The sequence below is a fragment of the Pseudomonas sp. KH_027 genome, assembly GCF_057838565.1.
In genome coordinates this window covers 2,168,639-2,185,274 of sequence record NZ_CM174470.1, presented here as the reverse complement: position 1 = coordinate 2,185,274, position 16,636 = coordinate 2,168,639, and the positions used below count along the sequence as shown (strand labels likewise).

At 59.7% G+C, this 16,636-nt stretch carries 15 protein-coding genes and 2 pseudogenes; 4 read left to right on the top strand and 13 right to left on the bottom strand.

Features of this window, described 5'->3' with window-relative positions; all coding sequences use genetic code 11:
• Positions 1-329 precede the first annotated feature (329 nt).
• Both AC3IYG_RS10335 and AC3IYG_RS10330 read left to right on the top strand, forming a co-directional pair.
• Positions 330-1,157, top strand: coding sequence for a hypothetical protein (locus tag AC3IYG_RS10335; protein WP_489313648.1), 828 nt, complete (start codon positions 330-332; stop codon positions 1,155-1,157).
• Between the two features lie 45 nt (positions 1,158-1,202).
• Positions 1,203-1,763, top strand: coding sequence for a TetR/AcrR family transcriptional regulator (locus tag AC3IYG_RS10330; RefSeq protein ID WP_489313887.1), 561 nt, complete (start codon positions 1,203-1,205; stop codon positions 1,761-1,763).
• 139 nt (positions 1,764-1,902) lie between these two features.
• On the opposite strand, the gene AC3IYG_RS10325 is transcribed toward AC3IYG_RS10330, so the two are convergent.
• The 10 genes and pseudogenes from AC3IYG_RS10325 to AC3IYG_RS10280 form a co-directional block, all read right to left on the bottom strand.
• A complete protein-coding gene (locus tag AC3IYG_RS10325) occupies positions 1,903-2,361 on the bottom strand; it encodes a DUF2147 domain-containing protein (RefSeq protein WP_489313647.1) in 459 nt (152 codons plus the stop codon).
• Positions 2,362-2,460: 99 nt separating this feature from the next.
• Positions 2,461-3,462: an NADP-dependent oxidoreductase gene (locus AC3IYG_RS10320; RefSeq protein ID WP_489313886.1), complete on the bottom strand. Its 1,002-nt coding sequence runs from the start codon at positions 3,460-3,462 to the stop codon at positions 2,461-2,463.
• Positions 3,463-3,577: 115 nt separating this feature from the next.
• Positions 3,578-3,967 carry a hypothetical protein gene (locus AC3IYG_RS10315; protein WP_489313646.1) on the bottom strand — a complete coding sequence of 130 codons (390 nt, stop codon included), beginning with the start codon at positions 3,965-3,967 and terminating at the stop codon, positions 3,578-3,580.
• Positions 3,968-4,053: 86 nt separating this feature from the next.
• Positions 4,054-5,040 carry an acrylyl-CoA reductase (NADPH) gene (acuI, locus tag AC3IYG_RS10310; RefSeq protein ID WP_489313645.1) on the bottom strand — a complete coding sequence of 329 codons (987 nt, stop codon included), beginning with the start codon at positions 5,038-5,040 and terminating at the stop codon, positions 4,054-4,056.
• Positions 5,041-5,097: 57 nt separating this feature from the next.
• Positions 5,098-5,910: an oxidoreductase gene (locus tag AC3IYG_RS10305; protein ID WP_489332184.1), complete on the bottom strand. Its 813-nt coding sequence runs from the start codon at positions 5,908-5,910 to the stop codon at positions 5,098-5,100.
• 126 nt (positions 5,911-6,036) lie between these two features.
• Positions 6,037-6,639, bottom strand: coding sequence for a TetR/AcrR family transcriptional regulator (locus tag AC3IYG_RS10300; protein WP_489332182.1), 603 nt, complete (start codon positions 6,637-6,639; stop codon positions 6,037-6,039).
• Between the two features lie 157 nt (positions 6,640-6,796).
• Positions 6,797-6,951: pseudogene (locus tag AC3IYG_RS10295) on the bottom strand (rubredoxin).
• Complete coding sequence (locus AC3IYG_RS10290; RefSeq protein ID WP_489313642.1) at positions 6,948-7,670, bottom strand: NAD(P)H-dependent oxidoreductase; 723 nt, start codon at positions 7,668-7,670, stop codon at positions 6,948-6,950. Before AC3IYG_RS10290 ends, AC3IYG_RS10295 begins: the two are co-directional and overlap by 4 nt.
• Before the next feature lie 108 nt (positions 7,671-7,778).
• Positions 7,779-9,146, bottom strand: a complete 1,368-nt coding sequence (locus tag AC3IYG_RS10285) for a DUF1329 domain-containing protein (RefSeq protein WP_489313641.1) — start codon at positions 9,144-9,146, stop codon at positions 7,779-7,781.
• Between the two features lie 30 nt (positions 9,147-9,176).
• Positions 9,177-10,979 carry a DUF1302 domain-containing protein gene (locus AC3IYG_RS10280; protein ID WP_489332181.1) on the bottom strand — a complete coding sequence of 601 codons (1,803 nt, stop codon included), beginning with the start codon at positions 10,977-10,979 and terminating at the stop codon, positions 9,177-9,179.
• Positions 10,980-11,209: 230 nt separating this feature from the next.
• Here AC3IYG_RS10280 and AC3IYG_RS10275 point away from each other — a divergent pair, with 230 nt between their 5' ends.
• Both AC3IYG_RS10275 and AC3IYG_RS10270 read left to right on the top strand, forming a co-directional pair.
• A complete protein-coding gene (locus AC3IYG_RS10275; RefSeq protein WP_489313640.1) occupies positions 11,210-11,893 on the top strand; it encodes a TetR/AcrR family transcriptional regulator in 684 nt (227 codons plus the stop codon).
• A gap of 15 nt (positions 11,894-11,908) precedes the next feature.
• Positions 11,909-12,003 (top strand): annotated as a pseudogene (locus AC3IYG_RS10270) (IS5/IS1182 family transposase); the annotation flags it as partial.
• A gap of 8 nt (positions 12,004-12,011) precedes the next feature.
• Here the strand turns inward: AC3IYG_RS10270 and AC3IYG_RS10265 are convergent.
• From AC3IYG_RS10265 to AC3IYG_RS10255, 3 genes are all read right to left on the bottom strand, one after another.
• Complete coding sequence (locus AC3IYG_RS10265; protein WP_489313639.1) at positions 12,012-13,196, bottom strand: acetyl-CoA C-acyltransferase; 1,185 nt, start codon at positions 13,194-13,196, stop codon at positions 12,012-12,014.
• A gap of 152 nt (positions 13,197-13,348) precedes the next feature.
• Complete coding sequence (locus tag AC3IYG_RS10260) at positions 13,349-15,070, bottom strand: GMC oxidoreductase (RefSeq protein WP_489313638.1); 1,722 nt, start codon at positions 15,068-15,070, stop codon at positions 13,349-13,351.
• 54 nt (positions 15,071-15,124) lie between these two features.
• Positions 15,125-16,594: a class I adenylate-forming enzyme family protein gene (locus AC3IYG_RS10255; RefSeq protein WP_489313637.1), complete on the bottom strand. Its 1,470-nt coding sequence runs from the start codon at positions 16,592-16,594 to the stop codon at positions 15,125-15,127.
• Positions 16,595-16,636: the final 42 nt, after the last annotated feature.

The window sequence follows — 16,636 nt, the reverse complement described above, 5'->3', positions numbered from 1 at the left end:
CGAAGGGCTTTATTTCGCTATACATTTTGTATAGTATTTTAGCTTCGGCATCGAATGCAACTGACACGTTTTCCCACAGGGCTTCGAGACGCCTTCGAGCTTCACGGCGAGCCCCGCCATAGGAGAGGCAGGCCATAGGTTCACGTTGTTTAGGGAATGGGCCGCCTGCAGTTTTAGTGCTTGATCACGGCTGCCATCAACGCGGGTCTGGAGCCCGAATGTTGGCGACAGCAGGTGCTAGCGCAGGAGGCACTGGTACCAAGTCGTAAGGCGCAACGATGGTGGCAAGGGCACAGTGATGCCGTAGCCGAGTAGTAAGGAGCAGTGCAATGCGTGAATTGAAAACGGAACTGGGCCGTGCAGAAGCCAAAAGTCGCCAAGCTCGGAATAAGGGCGATATGGATCGACCTTTCATCGGTCAATCTGTTCGCCAGGTGATACTGCGGGGTATGAGGCTAGCTCCAATGCCCCCCCTCTATGGATTGGTGGTTTGGGCCATTCACGATTACGAGGGGCTACGTCAATTTCTATCTTCGGTGAACAGCATCGAGGTGAGTCAGGCAATGCTGACTCTCGTCGTAGCTGGATTCATCGTTGGTGCCTTTATGCCTGTATTCATCGTCGCCGCGGCCCCCAAACTATCTACCAATTCTTCTATGACTGATGGGCCTGAGCAGCAGAATGGCGAGGGATGGTATTGGGACAAACAGTCAGAGGGCCGAGAGTTGGCGATTCGGGAGGCCATCAATGCACGCTGCTCGCCGAATGCCGACACCCGCTGGTCCATGGGCGACCTAATCAAGGAATTCGGCTATCCCGAGAGCAAGGCTGGCTCCGATCTGCTCGACGGTAAAGTGATGCGATTGCTGGGTATTCAGTCCCTCTCGCTAAAGCCAACCCAGAAGCTAGAGGATGCAAAACGCTTGCTTTCTTTGCGGTATCAGGGGCTTCCGTCCAAGTATGAATGGGATGCTGAAATTGAACGCCTGGCATCTGGTTACAAGGCCTTCATTTCTGTGCGAGTGCCCGCAAAGAATCCGGAAATGGGGTCAGGATCCTGGCGGCTCTGCTTGGTCGCAGAGGGTACCTCTGCGGCCCTCGCAGTAACCCTCGCAGCCATCACTCGCGAGACTTGGACATTCTCTACTCGAGCATGAATGTCACATCTTTCTATGACTTCTGAGGGAGGGGAAATGCCAACCATGCGCTACTCACCGGAACACAAAGCCCAGACCCGTCAACGCATCATTGATACAGCCGCGCGACTGTTCCGCCGAGATGGCATCGATGCGACGGGGCTACAACCATTGATGAAAACTTTGGGGCTCACCCCAGGTGGCTTTTACGCACATTTCAAATCCAAAAATGAGCTAGTCGAAACAGCTCTTCAGAGGGCGGTGGAACAGCGGCAGGCCCGCGCGCAAGAAGATGTGACCAGCGTCGAACTCATCGCGCACTACCTATCCAGCGCACACCGCGCCAACCCTGGAGCTGGTTGCCCACTGCCAACGATCTCCGCCGAACTGGGACAACGTGGTCACCCCAGCGCGACCACCGACCGGTTCATCCTGGATCGCCTGGACATGATTGAGTCAAAGCTCGACAGTGAGGATGCCGCAGAGCAGAGCGTGCTGCTACTTTCCAGCATGGTTGGCGCGCTTTTGCTATCACGCAGCACCAGCGACCCACAACTGTCTGACCGCTTGCTGAAAACCACCCGTAAGTTACTTCTCGAACACGTCGGAGCTCAGCTAGGTGCATGAGACTGATACCAGCTTGGCAGGCCTCTGTCAGCGCCCTGCTTAACTCTCAGGTACAACCGAGAAAGCACCAGGTAGCAGCCCTGTCACCTGGCCGAGTACAACTTCTCCATCAGGCCGATAAGTGCCTGGAGTCATGGCCTTATTCTTGACGTACCCAAGTCTGCGAGCGACCCAGCATTGGCATGCCGATATAGCCGCGTACGCTGAGTTTCTTACCACCGTCGATCACACGGACGTTACTGCTGTATACATTTCCGTTGTCTGGATCGAGGATGTGACCGTCAGCGTACTCGTCACCGTCCTTTACCAGACCAGTCAGGATGACCAAGCCGATTACCGGCGCATTCTTGTTGTTCCCCTCGCACTTTTCACACTTCGGATTCGGGTCTTCATTGGGGGCGGGAAACACTCTTTCGATGCGGCCCTGGAGGGTACCATCCAACTCGGTGATGCGGATCAGCGCCCTTGGCTTGCCGCTGACGTCGTCAATGTTTTTCCACAGGCCAACAGGCGAGGCATCGTCCGCATAGGCGGCTGATGACAGGAGGGCTGCAATCAGAGCGAGCCCGAGATAACCAATTCGGTGAAGATTACGCATTGCAATAGTCTCCAGGTTTGGGGCTATAGGCTGCCGAACTACGCGCAGCAGCCTCACACAGCGAGCGAGTGTTCACTCAATACCGAGCAAGATTATTTTTCATTTAACCTTGACGACAACTTTGCCTTTGGCACGACCTGCATCGACGTAGGTCAATGCCTCGTTGGTCGACTCGAATGGGAAGACCTTGTCCACAACCGGACGTATGACCCCGTAATCGATGAGTGCAGCAATTCTGCGCAATTGTTCTCCACTTGCTCGCATGAACAGGAAGGAGTAACTCACCTGATGGCGTTTGGCTTTTTTCCTGATCCCAAAGCTCAAAAGACGCATGACCAGCTTCAGGAACCCAGATAAACCAGCGCTTCTTGCAAAATCGAGGTCAGGCGGACCGGAAATCGAGATGAGCTTGCCACCCGGCTTCAGCACGCTTAGGGATTTTTCCAGCGTATCGGAGCCCAAACTATTCAGGACCACATCGTAATCACGCAGGGTTTTCTCAAAGTCATCCTTCTTGTAGTCGATGACAATATCCGCGCCGAGACTTTTCACCAGCTCGACATTCGCCGTGCTGGTTGTCGTGGCAACGATTGCACCCAGGTGCTTTGCCAGCTGAATGGCAAATGTTCCTACACCGCCGGAGCCTGCGTGAATGAGGACTTTTTGCCCTTTCTCCAGGTTGGCTCTTTCGACCAGCGCCTGCCAGGCGGTCAACCCGACCAGGGGTATGGACGCTGCTTCTTCCATGGAAAGTTTTTTCGGCTTAATCGCCAGGGAGTCTTCTTTGATTGCAATGAGTTCTGCAAAAGTCCCGATTCGATCATCATCCGGCCGCGCATAGACTTCATCACCTTGCTTGAAGCGCCGTACTGCCGAACCAACCCGAACCACGACCCCAGCCAGATCGTTGCCCAGGATGAGCGGTAAGCGATAAGGCAGTATGAGTTTGAAGTCTCCGTCTCTAATCTTGGCGTCCAGCGGGTTCACGCTCGCGGCGTGAATCTTGACTAATACGTCATGCTCTCCCAGTTTCGGCTCTGGCATTTCGGCAGGCTGCAATGCCACCTTTTTTCCATAACGCTTGATAACAAATGCCTTCATCATGTTTTACCTGGTTTCTTTTTTGAATGAGCAGCTCTCACTGACAGCTGCCCGACTGTACGCAAGCAGTTCCGCACCTGCTGTTTGACTCGGCTGCTGACATGCATACCGCTTTTCAATGGTTGGTTTTTCTGGCACAGCCGACGCACGAGAACGCCAGAACCAATGCGATTTCGATTAGCACAGCAACCAGGATTCCACGCTCTGCATGCCCCGTGACAAACTCAAAAGCACCAAGTGCCGCAAGTATCAAACCGGTCAGCTGAACCCCTCTGATCAGTGCTGAGCGGGCGGCTGATGGCTCCGCGTTCCTTGCCAAGAAGAACATGACCCCGAACCCTGCATACAAAGCAGCAGCACGTCGACCTACCAGTCCGACAGGGTAGGAGAGTTCTACGCCCCAACTGGACAGCACGAGATCGGGCGCAAACATCCAGGTGAACGCCAAAGCGAAGAAAAGCAGCGCGGACAGAATCGCGAGAGTTCGGAAATTCAGTTTCATCATTGCGGCCTAAGGTTCTGTGACGGGTTGGAGATGGATCAGGCCCGGCGACTTCCTGCCTGTCGCCGAGCAAAGCGGGCACAACATCGTCACGCGTTGACGTCAACCACGGTGCGACCCTGGACTTTCCCGGCGAACATCCGACCCACGACCGCGGGCACCTCGGCCAAGCCAACCACCTGAGTCGTGCGTGCGAGCTTGCTCAAGTCCAGATCACGCGCCAGGCGCGACCAGGCCTGGATGCGGGCTTCTTGTGGGGCGTTAACCGAGTCAATGCCAGCCAGGGTCACGTTACGCAGGATGAAGGGCAGAACCGAACCAGGAAGATCCGCTCCCTGGGCCAAGCCGCAGGCGGTGACCACGCCGCGATACTGGGTCTGCGCCAGTACATTCGCCAGCGTATGACTGCCGACCGAATCCACCGCACCCGCCCATCTTTCGCGCGAGATCGGGGCGCCCTGCTCCGCCAGTGTCCGGCGGTCGATGATCTCCGCCGCACCGAGACTGCGCAGATACTCACCCTCGCCGAGACGACCAGTCGAGGCGATGACGCGATAACCGAGACTCGACAAGATCGCAATGGCGATTGAGCCGACGCCGCCGTTAGCACCCGTGACGAGGATGTCGCCACGCTGTGGTGTGAGGCCGCCATGCTCCAGGGCCAGGACGGACAGCATCGCCGTGTAGCCGGCCGTGCCAATTGCCATCGCATCCTGGGTGGAAAAGACCTCCGGAATCTTGACCAGCCACTCGCCCTTCACCCGCGCCTTCTGTGCGAAGCCGCCGTGATGGGTCTGGCTCAATCCCCAGCTGTTGGCAACCACACGGTCGCCAACCTCGATGCCTGGATAAGAGGAAGCCTCAACGGTGCCGGCAAAGTCGATGCCGGGAATCAGTGGGAACTGCTTGATGACGTCGGCGTACCCAGAAAGGGCCAACGCGTCTTTGTAGTTCACAGTTGAATAATCGACTTTGACGGTGACATCTCCAGGCATGAGATCTTGCTCATGCATGTCGACCACATTGGTCGAGATCTTGCCGTCGGTCTGGGTTGCGAGCAGTGCTTTGAAGGTCATCGTTCTCTCCTAATTTGACTGTGTTGCCAAGCCGAAGGGCCGAGGTAGGGACGCTGTTCAGGCGTCTAGTCCCAAATCCTTGCGAATCCCGCTATCCATCACGCCAGCGGGTGCGAATCTGCGTAAAAATTGCACGAAGCTCGCACGTCGTCCGGCGGCATAGCGGAGTTTCGGGCGGGCCGCGAGGGCGGCCTGCAGCACGGTGTCGGCCACAACGCCAGGCGGGTCTCCAGCCTCGACGAGCTTCTGCATCTTTTTGCCCATAACCGCACGGATCTCGCGGTACTCATCGAGCTTGGCGTCGGGCTCCAACAGGTTCGCGTCGAACTGGGTGTTCGTGCTCGCGGGCTCGATGACCGAAACCCGGATGCCGAATGTGCGCAGCTCATGATCGAGCGATTCCGAGTAACCCTCGACCGCATGTTTGGTGGCCGCATAAAGCGCCATGTACGGCATCGGCAGAAAACCAAGCACGGAGCCGATGTTGATGATGTGGCCACTCCCCTGCTGTCGCATGTAGGGCACGACGGCGCGGGTCATACGGACAATGCCGAAGAAGTTGGTGTCGAAGATCGCTCGGGCCTGCTCAATCGAACTCTCTTCCGCCCCAGCCGGGGCGACACCAAAGCCGGCGTTGTTCACCAGTAGGTCGATCCTCCCCTCCTGGCGTATCACCTCTCTGACGGCGGCTTCGACAGACTCATCGCTGGTCACGTCGAGCGGGAGCATCTCGAATGGTCGCTGACCCGCTTGAGCTCCCCGCCTGCTAGTGCCGTAGACCATATAGCCAGCCCCCGCGAGTCGCTTTGCCGTGGCTTCGCCAATGCCTGACGAGGCGCCCGTAACGAGCGCTATCTTGCTTTTCATCATGTCCTTCCTCTCGAACCTCATGGAAATGCCTCCCAGTGGGGACGGGCTTGGTCACCGCGAGCCTGCAGATATGACGCGCGTCATATCCTCACCCATAAAAAAGGCCGTCGTGGAGCACAGATCGAATTAGTCTGCGCCTGGTGCGAGGTGCTTCAGCGTCGCTTCAAGCAATGCATCGGAGAGTTTTGGGTCATCGACCGCACGCGCCAGCAGCAGTGTGCCGACCATCGTGGCCACAGTTACGAGTGCATGCTCGTGTGCGCCTGACTGTCCCCAGTCAGGCAGCTGACGTGCAACGACATCGATCATCTCCTTGATACGGCGCGTGGCCACGCGCCGCACTTCTGGCGCCTGGCGAGGCATCTCCGAACCGAGGGCAGCAATCGGACAGCCCATCTCGACACCCGCCAAGTGCTCCTTCGAGAGGTAGCTACGCACCAGAGCCGACAGAGCCTGCTCCGGTGGTGCCGCATCGGCGATGTGCGCCGCCGCTGCGACAGCCTCGGCGCCGGCACGGTCAGCAGCCTCGGCGAGCAGAGCCTCGCGCGAGGTGAAGTGGGCGTAGAAGCCACCATGCGTCAGACCGGCCTCTTTCATGATGTCGGCAACGCCGGTACCACCGTATCCGCTGCGCCGAATGGCGCGCGCGGCAACCTCCACGATGCGCTCGTGCGTGATTTCTTTGCGGCTGCGTGTGGTTCGCTCTGACGTCTTCATGATGGTCATCATATTTCTCCTCAGCCAAAGCTGGCAACCCCCGACCGATAGATATCTAACGATTAGCGTGATACGGAGCAAAGCGGCTCGGTGGCGTCTCGCAGCAGTTGACTCAGAAAGCATGAAATCTATACGCATCCGCTTCGCAGGCATCCATGCCTTCCGTCAGTCAGAGTTCCTGCATGCCGGAGTCGGCCTTGCTCACGCCGCAGTCGGGACACAGCCAGTCGTCCGGCCCTCGGCCTAAGGCGAATCGGTGGGAATGCCGTCGTCCGGCCAGCCCTTGGCCTCGTCATAGATCAGGCCGCAGATCCAGGTCTTCATGCCGGTACCTCCGCCGCACCGAGCGGATTGAACTGGCGGTCGAAGTCGGCCAGCGAGGGGAAACGCAGCGGCTCGGCGAACGCCAGTTGCAGCAAGTAGTCGCCATAGCGACTCAGGATCTCCTCGCGCGCCTCCTGGCTGATGTAGGGCACGTGGTAGGCCGCGAAAGGCGGCAGCACCTGCATGCCGACATAGGCCAGGGTGCCGCGCTGCAGCGGGCGCAGCATGGGCTCCCAGTCGCCGTGCACCGCTTCCTCGTCGGCGAACATATGGCTCTGCCCGCCGAGCGTGAAGCTGAGCAGCGCACGCTTGCCAGCCAGGCCGCCGCGGTCGTAGAAACGCAGCCCGCCGTAGCACGCGCCGGAGACCAGCACCCGATCGATCCAGCCCTTGAGGATGGCCGGTACCGAGCACCAGAACAGCGGGAAATTGAGGATCAGCAGGTCCGCCCACAACAGCTTATCCAGCTCGGTGGCAATGTCCGCCGCCAGGGAGCCCTGGCTGTGAGCGTGGCGCTGTTCCAGGGCGTAGACCAGATAGTCGGGGTTGCTGCGTTGCTGGAAATCGGCGGCCGAGGCCACCGGGCTCCAGTTCATCGCATAGAGGTCAGAGACCTGCACCGGGTGGCCGGCACCCTGCAGGGTGGAGACGGCCAGGTCTTTCATCGCCGTGCAGAAGGACTGCGGCTCGGGGTGAGCGTGAACGATCAGGATATTCATCGAGACTTCCGAAAAAACAGCGGGGGCCGGATGGCCCCCGGAAGACAAGGTCAGGCGGGCCGGTGCGGCGGCGGACTTGTTCAGCCGCTACCGAACTGATCTACAAACTCAGCGTACGCCGGTTTGGCGTAGAGCCGCTGGGGTATAGTCGCCCGCCATCGTCGCCCCGCCGAAATCGTAAGACTGTTTCTCCTCGTTCTTCATACCGACAGCCAGGTAACGACCGGACGTCAGCTCGTACAGGGCTTCCATCGTGTACCAGGGCACTTGCTTGTGATAGTAGAACTGGGAGTGACCCTCTCCGACGCGCCACAGGTCGCCACGACCGTCATAGTGGTCAGCTTCGGCGATCTGCCAGGTGTCCTCGTCGATGAAGTAATCACGCTTGGCGTAGATGTGACGCGCACCGGGTTTCAAGGTCGCAGTCACATGCCAGACCCGATGCAGCTCGTAACGGGTCAGATCCTGGTTGATGTGACCCGCTCTGATGATGTCGGCGTACTTCAGCTGCGGCGAATCGAGCTTGTAGGTGTTGTAAGGAATGTAGATTTCCTTCTTGCCGTTCAGCTTCCACTCGTAGCGGTCTGGCGCGCCGTTGTACAGATCTAGGTTGTCGGTAACGCCCAGGCCGTCGGCGGCAGTACCCGGACCATCATAGGCCGCCTGCGGGGCACGGCGCACGCGACGCTGACCGGCGTTGTACAGCCAGGCCAGGCGCGGCTCCTTCACCTGATTGACGGTTTCGTGCACCAGCAGCACATCACCGGCCAGCCGAGCAGGCCCAGTCACCCGCTGCTTAAAGTAGAACAGCACGTTACTTGTCTTGCTCGGATCTTTTTTGGCGAGACTGATGGGCCAGGCGAAGTTGTCCTGCATGGTCACCAGGTTGTAGGTGCCATTTACCTGCGGCATGGCCTGGGCCAATAGGCGCCTGACAGAGCCGCCACGGTAACGGGTGATGTGGTTCCAGATCACTTCCAAACCATTCTGTGGAATTGGAAAGGCATAGGAGTTATGGAAGTTCTCCAGACCGTTGCCACCTTCGACCAGCCTGGTGTTGACCACGTTGGACTTGACTTCAGCCAGCACGCTTTGCGGCACGCTGGCGGAGCGATGGGTCTTGTAAACCGGGATTTTGTAGCTGCTCGGGTAGCGCTTGAGCAGCGCAATCTGCCCCGGGGTCAACTTGTCCTTGTACTGATCGAGATTCTGCGCAGTGATGGTGAACAGTGGCTGCTCGTCGGCGAACGGATCGGCCAGGAATCCTTTGGCATCGACGGCACCGGCGTTCTGCGGTAAACCGCCCGTCCACTCGGGGATAGAGCCATCTGCATTGCCGGCCTTCTCGGCCCCGAGCGGGGTCAGCGTGGATCCCAGTTTGGCAGCTTCATCAGCCGATACGGCAGCCATCACGCTGGAGGCCAGCAGAGACAGCGCCAGAGCACCGGATTGCAGCAAGAGTTTTATTGTTTTCATGGGTGATCGTTCCTCAATGTTCCAGGGCGCTTAAAAGTTCACGCCAACGCTGAGTGCCACGAAGTCGCGGTCAACGTTGGTGTTGTACTCACCGCCGAAGAAGTCGGTGTAGGAAAGGTTGGCGGTGTAGGTGTTCAGGTACTCGACATCCAGCCCCAGGCTGATGGCCTTGTTGCCCTCGGTGAACGTCGGGCCGTAGCCATCCACGTCATGCGACCAGGAGAGGTTCGGTTTCAGGTTGATGCCAGCGGCGACGTCCGGGTAATCCAAAATGGCTCGGGCGCTGTAGCCCCAGGACGTCGAGGTAAAGAAACCCTTGTCGTTGCACTCATCAGGATTGTCAGCGTTCAAGCTCGCGCAGAAGCCACCGGGGACCTCGCCACTACCGAACACCGCATCGCGACCGAAGCGCAGCTCGCTTTGGTTGATGTCGCCGATATGGCTGTAACCGACCTCGCCCACCAAGGTCAGACGATCGGCGCCCATGACTTGATCGATGAACTGGACAGCGGTGACCTGGGCTTGGGTAAATGGTTTGCGGACATAGCCATGAATCTCGTCGCCAGCGGTGGTGGCGGCATGCCCACTGGTAAACACGGGGTTCCCCAGAAAGCCCAAAGGCACTACCGCCCCCAAGACCAGGTCGGTCGAGTTCAACTGTAGCGGCATATTGGGCCGATGGCTGATCTCGCCAGAAATGGCTGTTGAGCCCGCCGTGGTGGAGAAGCTCAGGCCGTACAGCCGAATATCTTCGGGATATTCGGCAAAGTACTTGGCGGAGGCCTCGCCGGTTACCGGATCGGCGGCGAAGGGCGCGGCCCCGATCACGGTGCTGACGATCGGCGTGCGGCTGTGGTAGTTCAGGGCATACAAGCCAAACTCGGTACTGTTCAGCTGCTCGGCAAACCAGCGCAGGGCTACCCCATACTGCCCACCATCCCGCGCATCGCGGTCACCAATGCGGCCCACATAGCGGTAGCCGGCAGCCGGATCGGGGTTAAGGTCGGAGCCGGCAAACGCCAGGCGCTGGTCACAGCCATCGGCGAGCACATCGGTTCCCGTGAAAAAGGTACCGCAGTTGTCCAGGACGGTCTGATCCCACTCCAACTGGTAGAACGCTTCGGCGGACACCGAGTCGGTCAACCCCTGGGACAGGTAGACCATATTGACCGGAATCAGGCCTTCCTTGATCTCGGCGCCGGGGCGGCGGAAAGCTGCAACGTCAACCGGGTTGATCGCGTTGATACCGTTCAGCAGAAAGGTGCTCTCGCCCCAGCTCACCACCTGCTTACCCAGACGCCCAGAGCCTGGCAGGTCAGCGATGGTGTAGTTGTGGTAGATGAAGGCATCGAGGATTTGCGCGCCGGAAGCCTGAGCCGCCTCCTTGCGGTTGTGGTCGTCGATGTCATAGAGCAGACGGTGCTCGTCCTTCAGCTCAAAGTCGTACCAATACTTGCCACGAACGAACACACCGGTGTCGCCATACTTCAGCTCAAGGTCGTGAATGCCCTTGAAGATCTTCGAGAAGGTTTCGCCCTTCTTGAAGTTCAGACGCCCGTCATCGTTGGTCTGCGAAGAGGCTTGACCGCCATTGCGGGCACCGATCATGTCGGGATCGGCACCACGCGCCGACCAACTGGCCCCCACCGATAGCGAGGAGTCGAACTTGCCTTCGACCTCACCGAGATTGAACTCCATCGCGACAGCCTGGGTAGAGCCGCCCAGGGCAATGGCAGTGGCCAGCAGGTGCGGCCTGAAGCTCGCTAGAGTGGAGCCAAAGGTGTTACCAAGCTTCGCCGCGCCCAACAACGGTGGCGCATACGTCTTCGTCATCTCGTAGATCCTCTGGTGATAAGCCTGGAGGGCAAGGACGCTCTCCATCGGTAATTTCCAGCTCCTGCCGCCATCAGCCCCGCCCTGAGCTTGCTGCCGAGCAGAAGCAATAACAGCGTTATAGGGTGATCGTGATGCAATTGCCGACTTCCTACCTGGCAGCAGATATCTGCCAAAATCAATAACACTGTTATTTGATAAACATAACGCCGTTATGGCACCATTGCAATATGTCTACTGATACTTCTCTCCCTGATGTACGCACCCGCCTGGTCGAGGCAGCCATCCGCCTGCTCGCGACTAACGGCCCATCCGAAGTCAAGGCACGCTCGGTAGCGAGCGAAGCGGGCCTCTCAACCATGGGGGTTTACACGCACCTCGGCGGCGTTCCGGAACTGCTTCAAGCGGTAGCCGACGAAGGATTCAAGCGACTGACTAGCGTATTCGTGCGGGTTCCAGCCACGGAAAATCCGATCGCTGACCTGTGTGCGATGGTGCTGGCGTGCAGAGACTTCGCACGAGGCAACCCCCACTTGTACGACTTGATGTTCGGGCTCTCCATCGAGGGCAGATACAGCCCCTCACGCTGCCCCACGACGCCGGTTGCCAGCGGACACTCGGCGGCATTCAAGCTGACCCAGTCCGTTCTGGTGAAAACCTGCACCCGCCTGGTTGAAGCGAAACTGGTTCGCAAGATCGATCCGGCCCTCATTGGGTTACAGCTGTGGAGTGCCGCGCATGGATTCATCATGCTCGAACTCGCCGGCCACTTCGCAGACGTGGCCGATCCTCCAGCGGAAATCCTGGTGCCGATGTGCAATAACGTCGCTGTCGGCATGGGAGCGACGCGCGCGCGCGTAGAGTCCGCTACCGCTGATGTCATTGCCGGGTGGGCAGAACGCGAGAAAAACTGAACAGTCTCGCGATGGAGCAGGCAGCTACGGAAGAACTGCGAGCGCAAACTCAACACCAGCTTGCAGTTCATCCGTTGACCTTTCTCGTACTGCTGCTCAAAAGATCGTAAAGAGGTTCTTAGAGCACTTCGAACAGCCCCGCCGCCCCCATACCGCCGCCGACGCACATGGTGATCACCACATACTTCACGCCACGCCGCTTACCTTCTAACAGGGCATGGCCGACCATGCGCGCGCCGCTCATGCCGTACGGGTGGCCGATGGAGATGGCGCCGCCGTTGACGTTCAGCTTGGCCGGGTCGATGCCGAGCCTCTCGGCGCTGTACAGTACCTGGCAGGCGAAGGCTTCGTTGAGTTCCCACAGGCCGATGTCGTCGACAGTCAGGCCGTGCTGCTTGAGCAGTTTCGGCACGGCGAATACCGGGCCGATCCCCATCTCTTCCGGAGCCAGACCGGCCACGGCGATGCCGCGGTACAGACCCAGCGGCTGGATGCCACGCTGGGCGGCCAGGCGGCCGCTCATCAGCACGCAGGCGCTGGCGCCGTCGGACAGTTGGCTGGCGTTGCCGGCGGTGATGCAGCCGTCTTCGATGACCGGTTTGAGCTTGGTCAGGTCACCCAGTACGGTCTGCGGGCGGTTGCCTTCGTCCAGGCTGAGGGTGACGTCTTCGAAGCTGACCGCGCCGGTTTCTTTATCCACCAGTTTCTTGCGCGCGGTGACCGGGACGATTTCATTGGCGAACAGACCGGCGCCCTGGGCGGCGGCGGTGCGCTGCTGCGACTGCAGGGAGTAGGCGTCCTGGGCTTCGCGGCTGATGCCATAGCGCTTAGCGACCAGTTCGGCGGTCTGCAGCATCGGCATGTAGGCGTGCTCGGCCATCCTCACCACGTTCGGGTCGTAGTCGGTGGCAGACGACTTCATGTGGGTGTTCTGCACCAGGCTGATCTGCTCCTGGCCGGCGCCGACGGTAACCTGCATACCATCGACCATGATCTGCTTGGCGGCGATGGAGATGGCCATCAGGCCGGACGCGCACTGGCGATCGATGGTCTGGCCGCTGACCGACAGCGGCAGGCCAGTGGCCAGCGCCGCCATACGGCCAAGGTTGGTCGAGGCGGTGCCGCCCTGCATGGCGGTACCCATGACCAGATCCTCGACTTCCCAGGGCTCGATACCGGCGCGCACGACCGCGACACGGATCGCCACGGCGGCCATGCTTGGCGACTTGAGGTCATTGAAGGCGCCGCGGAAGGCCTTGGCGATCGGTGTGCGGGCGGTGGAAATGATGACGGCATCTTGCATGGCGGTTACCTCGATTTGTTATCAGGGTCAGTCGCGATGAACCCGACGATTCCGCGTCGGTACAACTCGACGTGTTTCAGCGTCAGATGGTTGCTCTATGTACCCAGCGCCCCGCTCAGGCCGCTGTGGTAAGGCGGCCGGATGGGGGCTCATTAGTGGAGCAGGGACGGAATCTGGATCGAGGGCACACGCTGCTCGCTTAGAGGGCTGCGCCTGACGGTCGCGGCGGGTGGTCTCGACACGGCCGCCTCGCCTCGCTCATGCATATTTCCGTTGCTGCCCCGGCCGGCCTCTGGAATCTGCGCCATGGCGTACTCGGCGAGTGCCGTGATGGTCAGAGCTGGATTCACTCCGGGATTGGCTGGCATCGCGGCACCATCACAGACCAACATGTTCTGGTAGCCAAACACGTGCAGGTGCTGGTCAATCACACCGTTTGCAGCGTCGGCACCGATAACGGCACCGCCCAGCACATGGGCCGTGGTCGGGATATCGGCCAGCGCCTCCAGCACATTGCTTTGGGCAATACCCCCCGTGCGCTGGGCCAGCCACTGAGCAGCCTGATTAGCCACGTCGATGTACGTCGGGTTGGGCTTGTCGCGATGCTGCTTAGTGACGAGGCGATAGCCACGACCCAACCAGCGCTTCCTGGGGCGCAGCGCAATCGCGTTGTCCAGCGTCTGCATCACCAGCAGGGTCACCATGTGCCGACTCCAGCCAACCGGCCACACCGTCTTGAGCCATTGCAGCGGATGCAACGCGATGGCCGCTAGCCATTTCAGAGGCCGCGTCAAACGGTTGCCATTGCCGACCAGGACCGTGTACATCAAGCCCATAAAGTCAGCGTGGCGACCGTAGGTGAGAAACTCTATATGGGTATTCTGATCGACGTGGACACTGCTGCTGGCCGTGACATCGTTCCAGGTCTTGAGATCCTCGGGCAAACGCACGTTCAGAACCGACTCGCTGTTGGTCCGTACCAACTCACCGAGACGGTCACTGAGCCGTGGCAGCGAACCGCCGAGCTTGCAGTTGGCCAACAATTCGTTAGTACCCAACGCTCCACCCGCGAATATCACCCCACGCGCGGTATAGGCCTGGCGATCTCTGGCGAACCAGGCACCGGGACGTTGCGTGATCACACGGTAGCCCTCACTGCCATCGGCCGCCCCGAGAGGGCTCACATCGACGACCTCGCGCTCGGCCATGACCTGCACGCCGCGTTTCTCGGCGAACCATAGGTAATTCTTCACCAGCGAGTTCACCGCGCCGGTGCGACAGCCCACCATGCAGGCGCCGCAGCGCGTGCATCCGGTTCGATCAGGACCTTCGCCGCCGAAGTAGGGATCCTTGACCGTCTTGCCCGGCTCGCCGAAGAACACACCGGTTGGCGAACGGGTAAATCTATCCTCGCCGCCAAAATGCCGCGCCATCTCTCGAGCCAGTTGCTGATTGGTCGAATCAAACGGCACGGTCTTTACGCCAAGCATGCGCTCGGCCGTATCGTAGTGAGGCTGCAACAGCCCGTCCCAGTTACCCAGCTCGCGCCACTGCGCGTTCGCGAAGAACTCCGGGCGGGCACGGTACAGCACGCCGCCGTATACGGTGCTGCCACCGCCGACAGCCGACTGGCTGGGGAAGAACACATGACGGAAGACCTTCATGCGCATCACGCCCTTCAAGCCCAGCGCGGGGGCCCATAAAAATCGTTGTAGTTGCCACGTCGACTTGGGCAGGTCTTCGTCGCGATAGCGCCGGCCACGCTCGAGCACCCCGACGCGATAGCCCTTCTCGGCAAGGCGCAGCGCCGAGACGCTGCCGCCGAAGCCCGAGCCGATCACCAGCCAGTCGAAGTCGAAAACGGTGTTGGTCATGCTGCATTCCCCTTCTACGTGCGAGCTGCTGCCGCCAAATTCCCAAGCAGAGAATTACTGATTGCTCGGCCCGAATTTGGCCCACAGCTCCCGCAGCTTTGGCTTGTCGATCTTGCCCATGGCGTTCTTCGGCAGGCTGTCGATGACGTTGATCGACGATGGCCGCTTGTAACGCGTCAGCCGGCTGGCGCAATGCTCATCCAGCGCAGCAGAAGAAGCCGTGAACCCAGGACTCAATGCGACGTAGGCAATCACAATTTCGCCGAAGGTCTCGTGAGGAGCACCGATCACTGCCGCTTCGAGCAAGCCAGGGAAATCGCCCAGCGCATCCTCGATCTCCTTCGGATAGATATTTTCGCCACCACGGATAATCATTTCCTTCGAACGCCCGACTATGGATAAGTAGCCGTCCTCGTCGATACGCCCAAGGTCACCGGTGTGCAGCCAGCCATCGACGATTGTCTTCGCCGTTTCCTCGGGCTTGCCCAGGTAACCACGCATCACGTTAGGGCCCTGCACCAGAACCTCACCGATTTCGCCATTCGGCAGATGTCTACCATTCGGATCGGCAATTGCGATGCGCTGCCCAATGAACGGCAGGCCAACGGTGCCGGCCTTGCGCACACCGTCGAAGGGGTTGATGGTCGAGGCGCAGGTACCTTCGGACAGCCCATAGCCTTCGACTAGTGGAAAGCCATAGCGCGCCTCGAAACTCTTGAGCAGTTCGGCCGAGGCGGGTGCCGCGCCGCAGATGCCATAACGCAGGCTGGACGTGTCGGGTTTGACCTCTCTCGGCAACGCGTTGAGCATCGCGTAGATGGTCGGCACGGCGGAGAAATACGTCGGCCGAAGCCGCTCGACATCGCCGAAGAAGGTGTTGATGTCAAAGCGCTTGCGAATCGTGACGTGGCCGCCAGCTGACAACGATGTGAGAATGCTGACCACGATGCCGTTGACGTGAAACAGCGGCAGCATCAGCAAGCAATGATCCGCCGCCGTGACCTTGATCGACTGCCGCCCCATTTCCGCCATGGACTCGATATTGGCGTGATCGAGCATCACCCCCTTGGGTAGACCGGTGGTACCGCTGGTATAGATCAGCAGAGCTAGCGCGGCGGGGTCATCGAACGCATCACCGGCGTGCGACCCGCCCTCCTCCAGTGCGGCAACCGGCAGGGAGCGCACGTCTGCGACCACAGCTTCGCCGCTCTCGTTGACGACCAGCTTTGCCCTCGAATCGGTAATCTGGTGGGTCGCTTCCTTGCTGGTGAGGCCGGGGTTGATCGGCGTAACTGCCGCCCCCAGACGCCAGGCCGCGAACATGGCCACGACGAACTCCACCTGGTTGGGCAGCATGATGGCGATGACGTCACCCGGCCCTATACCGAGATCGGCAAATACCCCTGCCGCAACGAGAACACGAGAGTGGAACTCGCTGTTGGAAAGACGAGAGGTGGCATCCGCCATACACGGCGAGTTTGGGGCCGAGGCCGAGCGCAGGCCAGGAAGTTTGGAAAAACGCATTCTTGTTCTCTCTAAGAAGTGGGCAGGTAAGGCGTGCTCAGT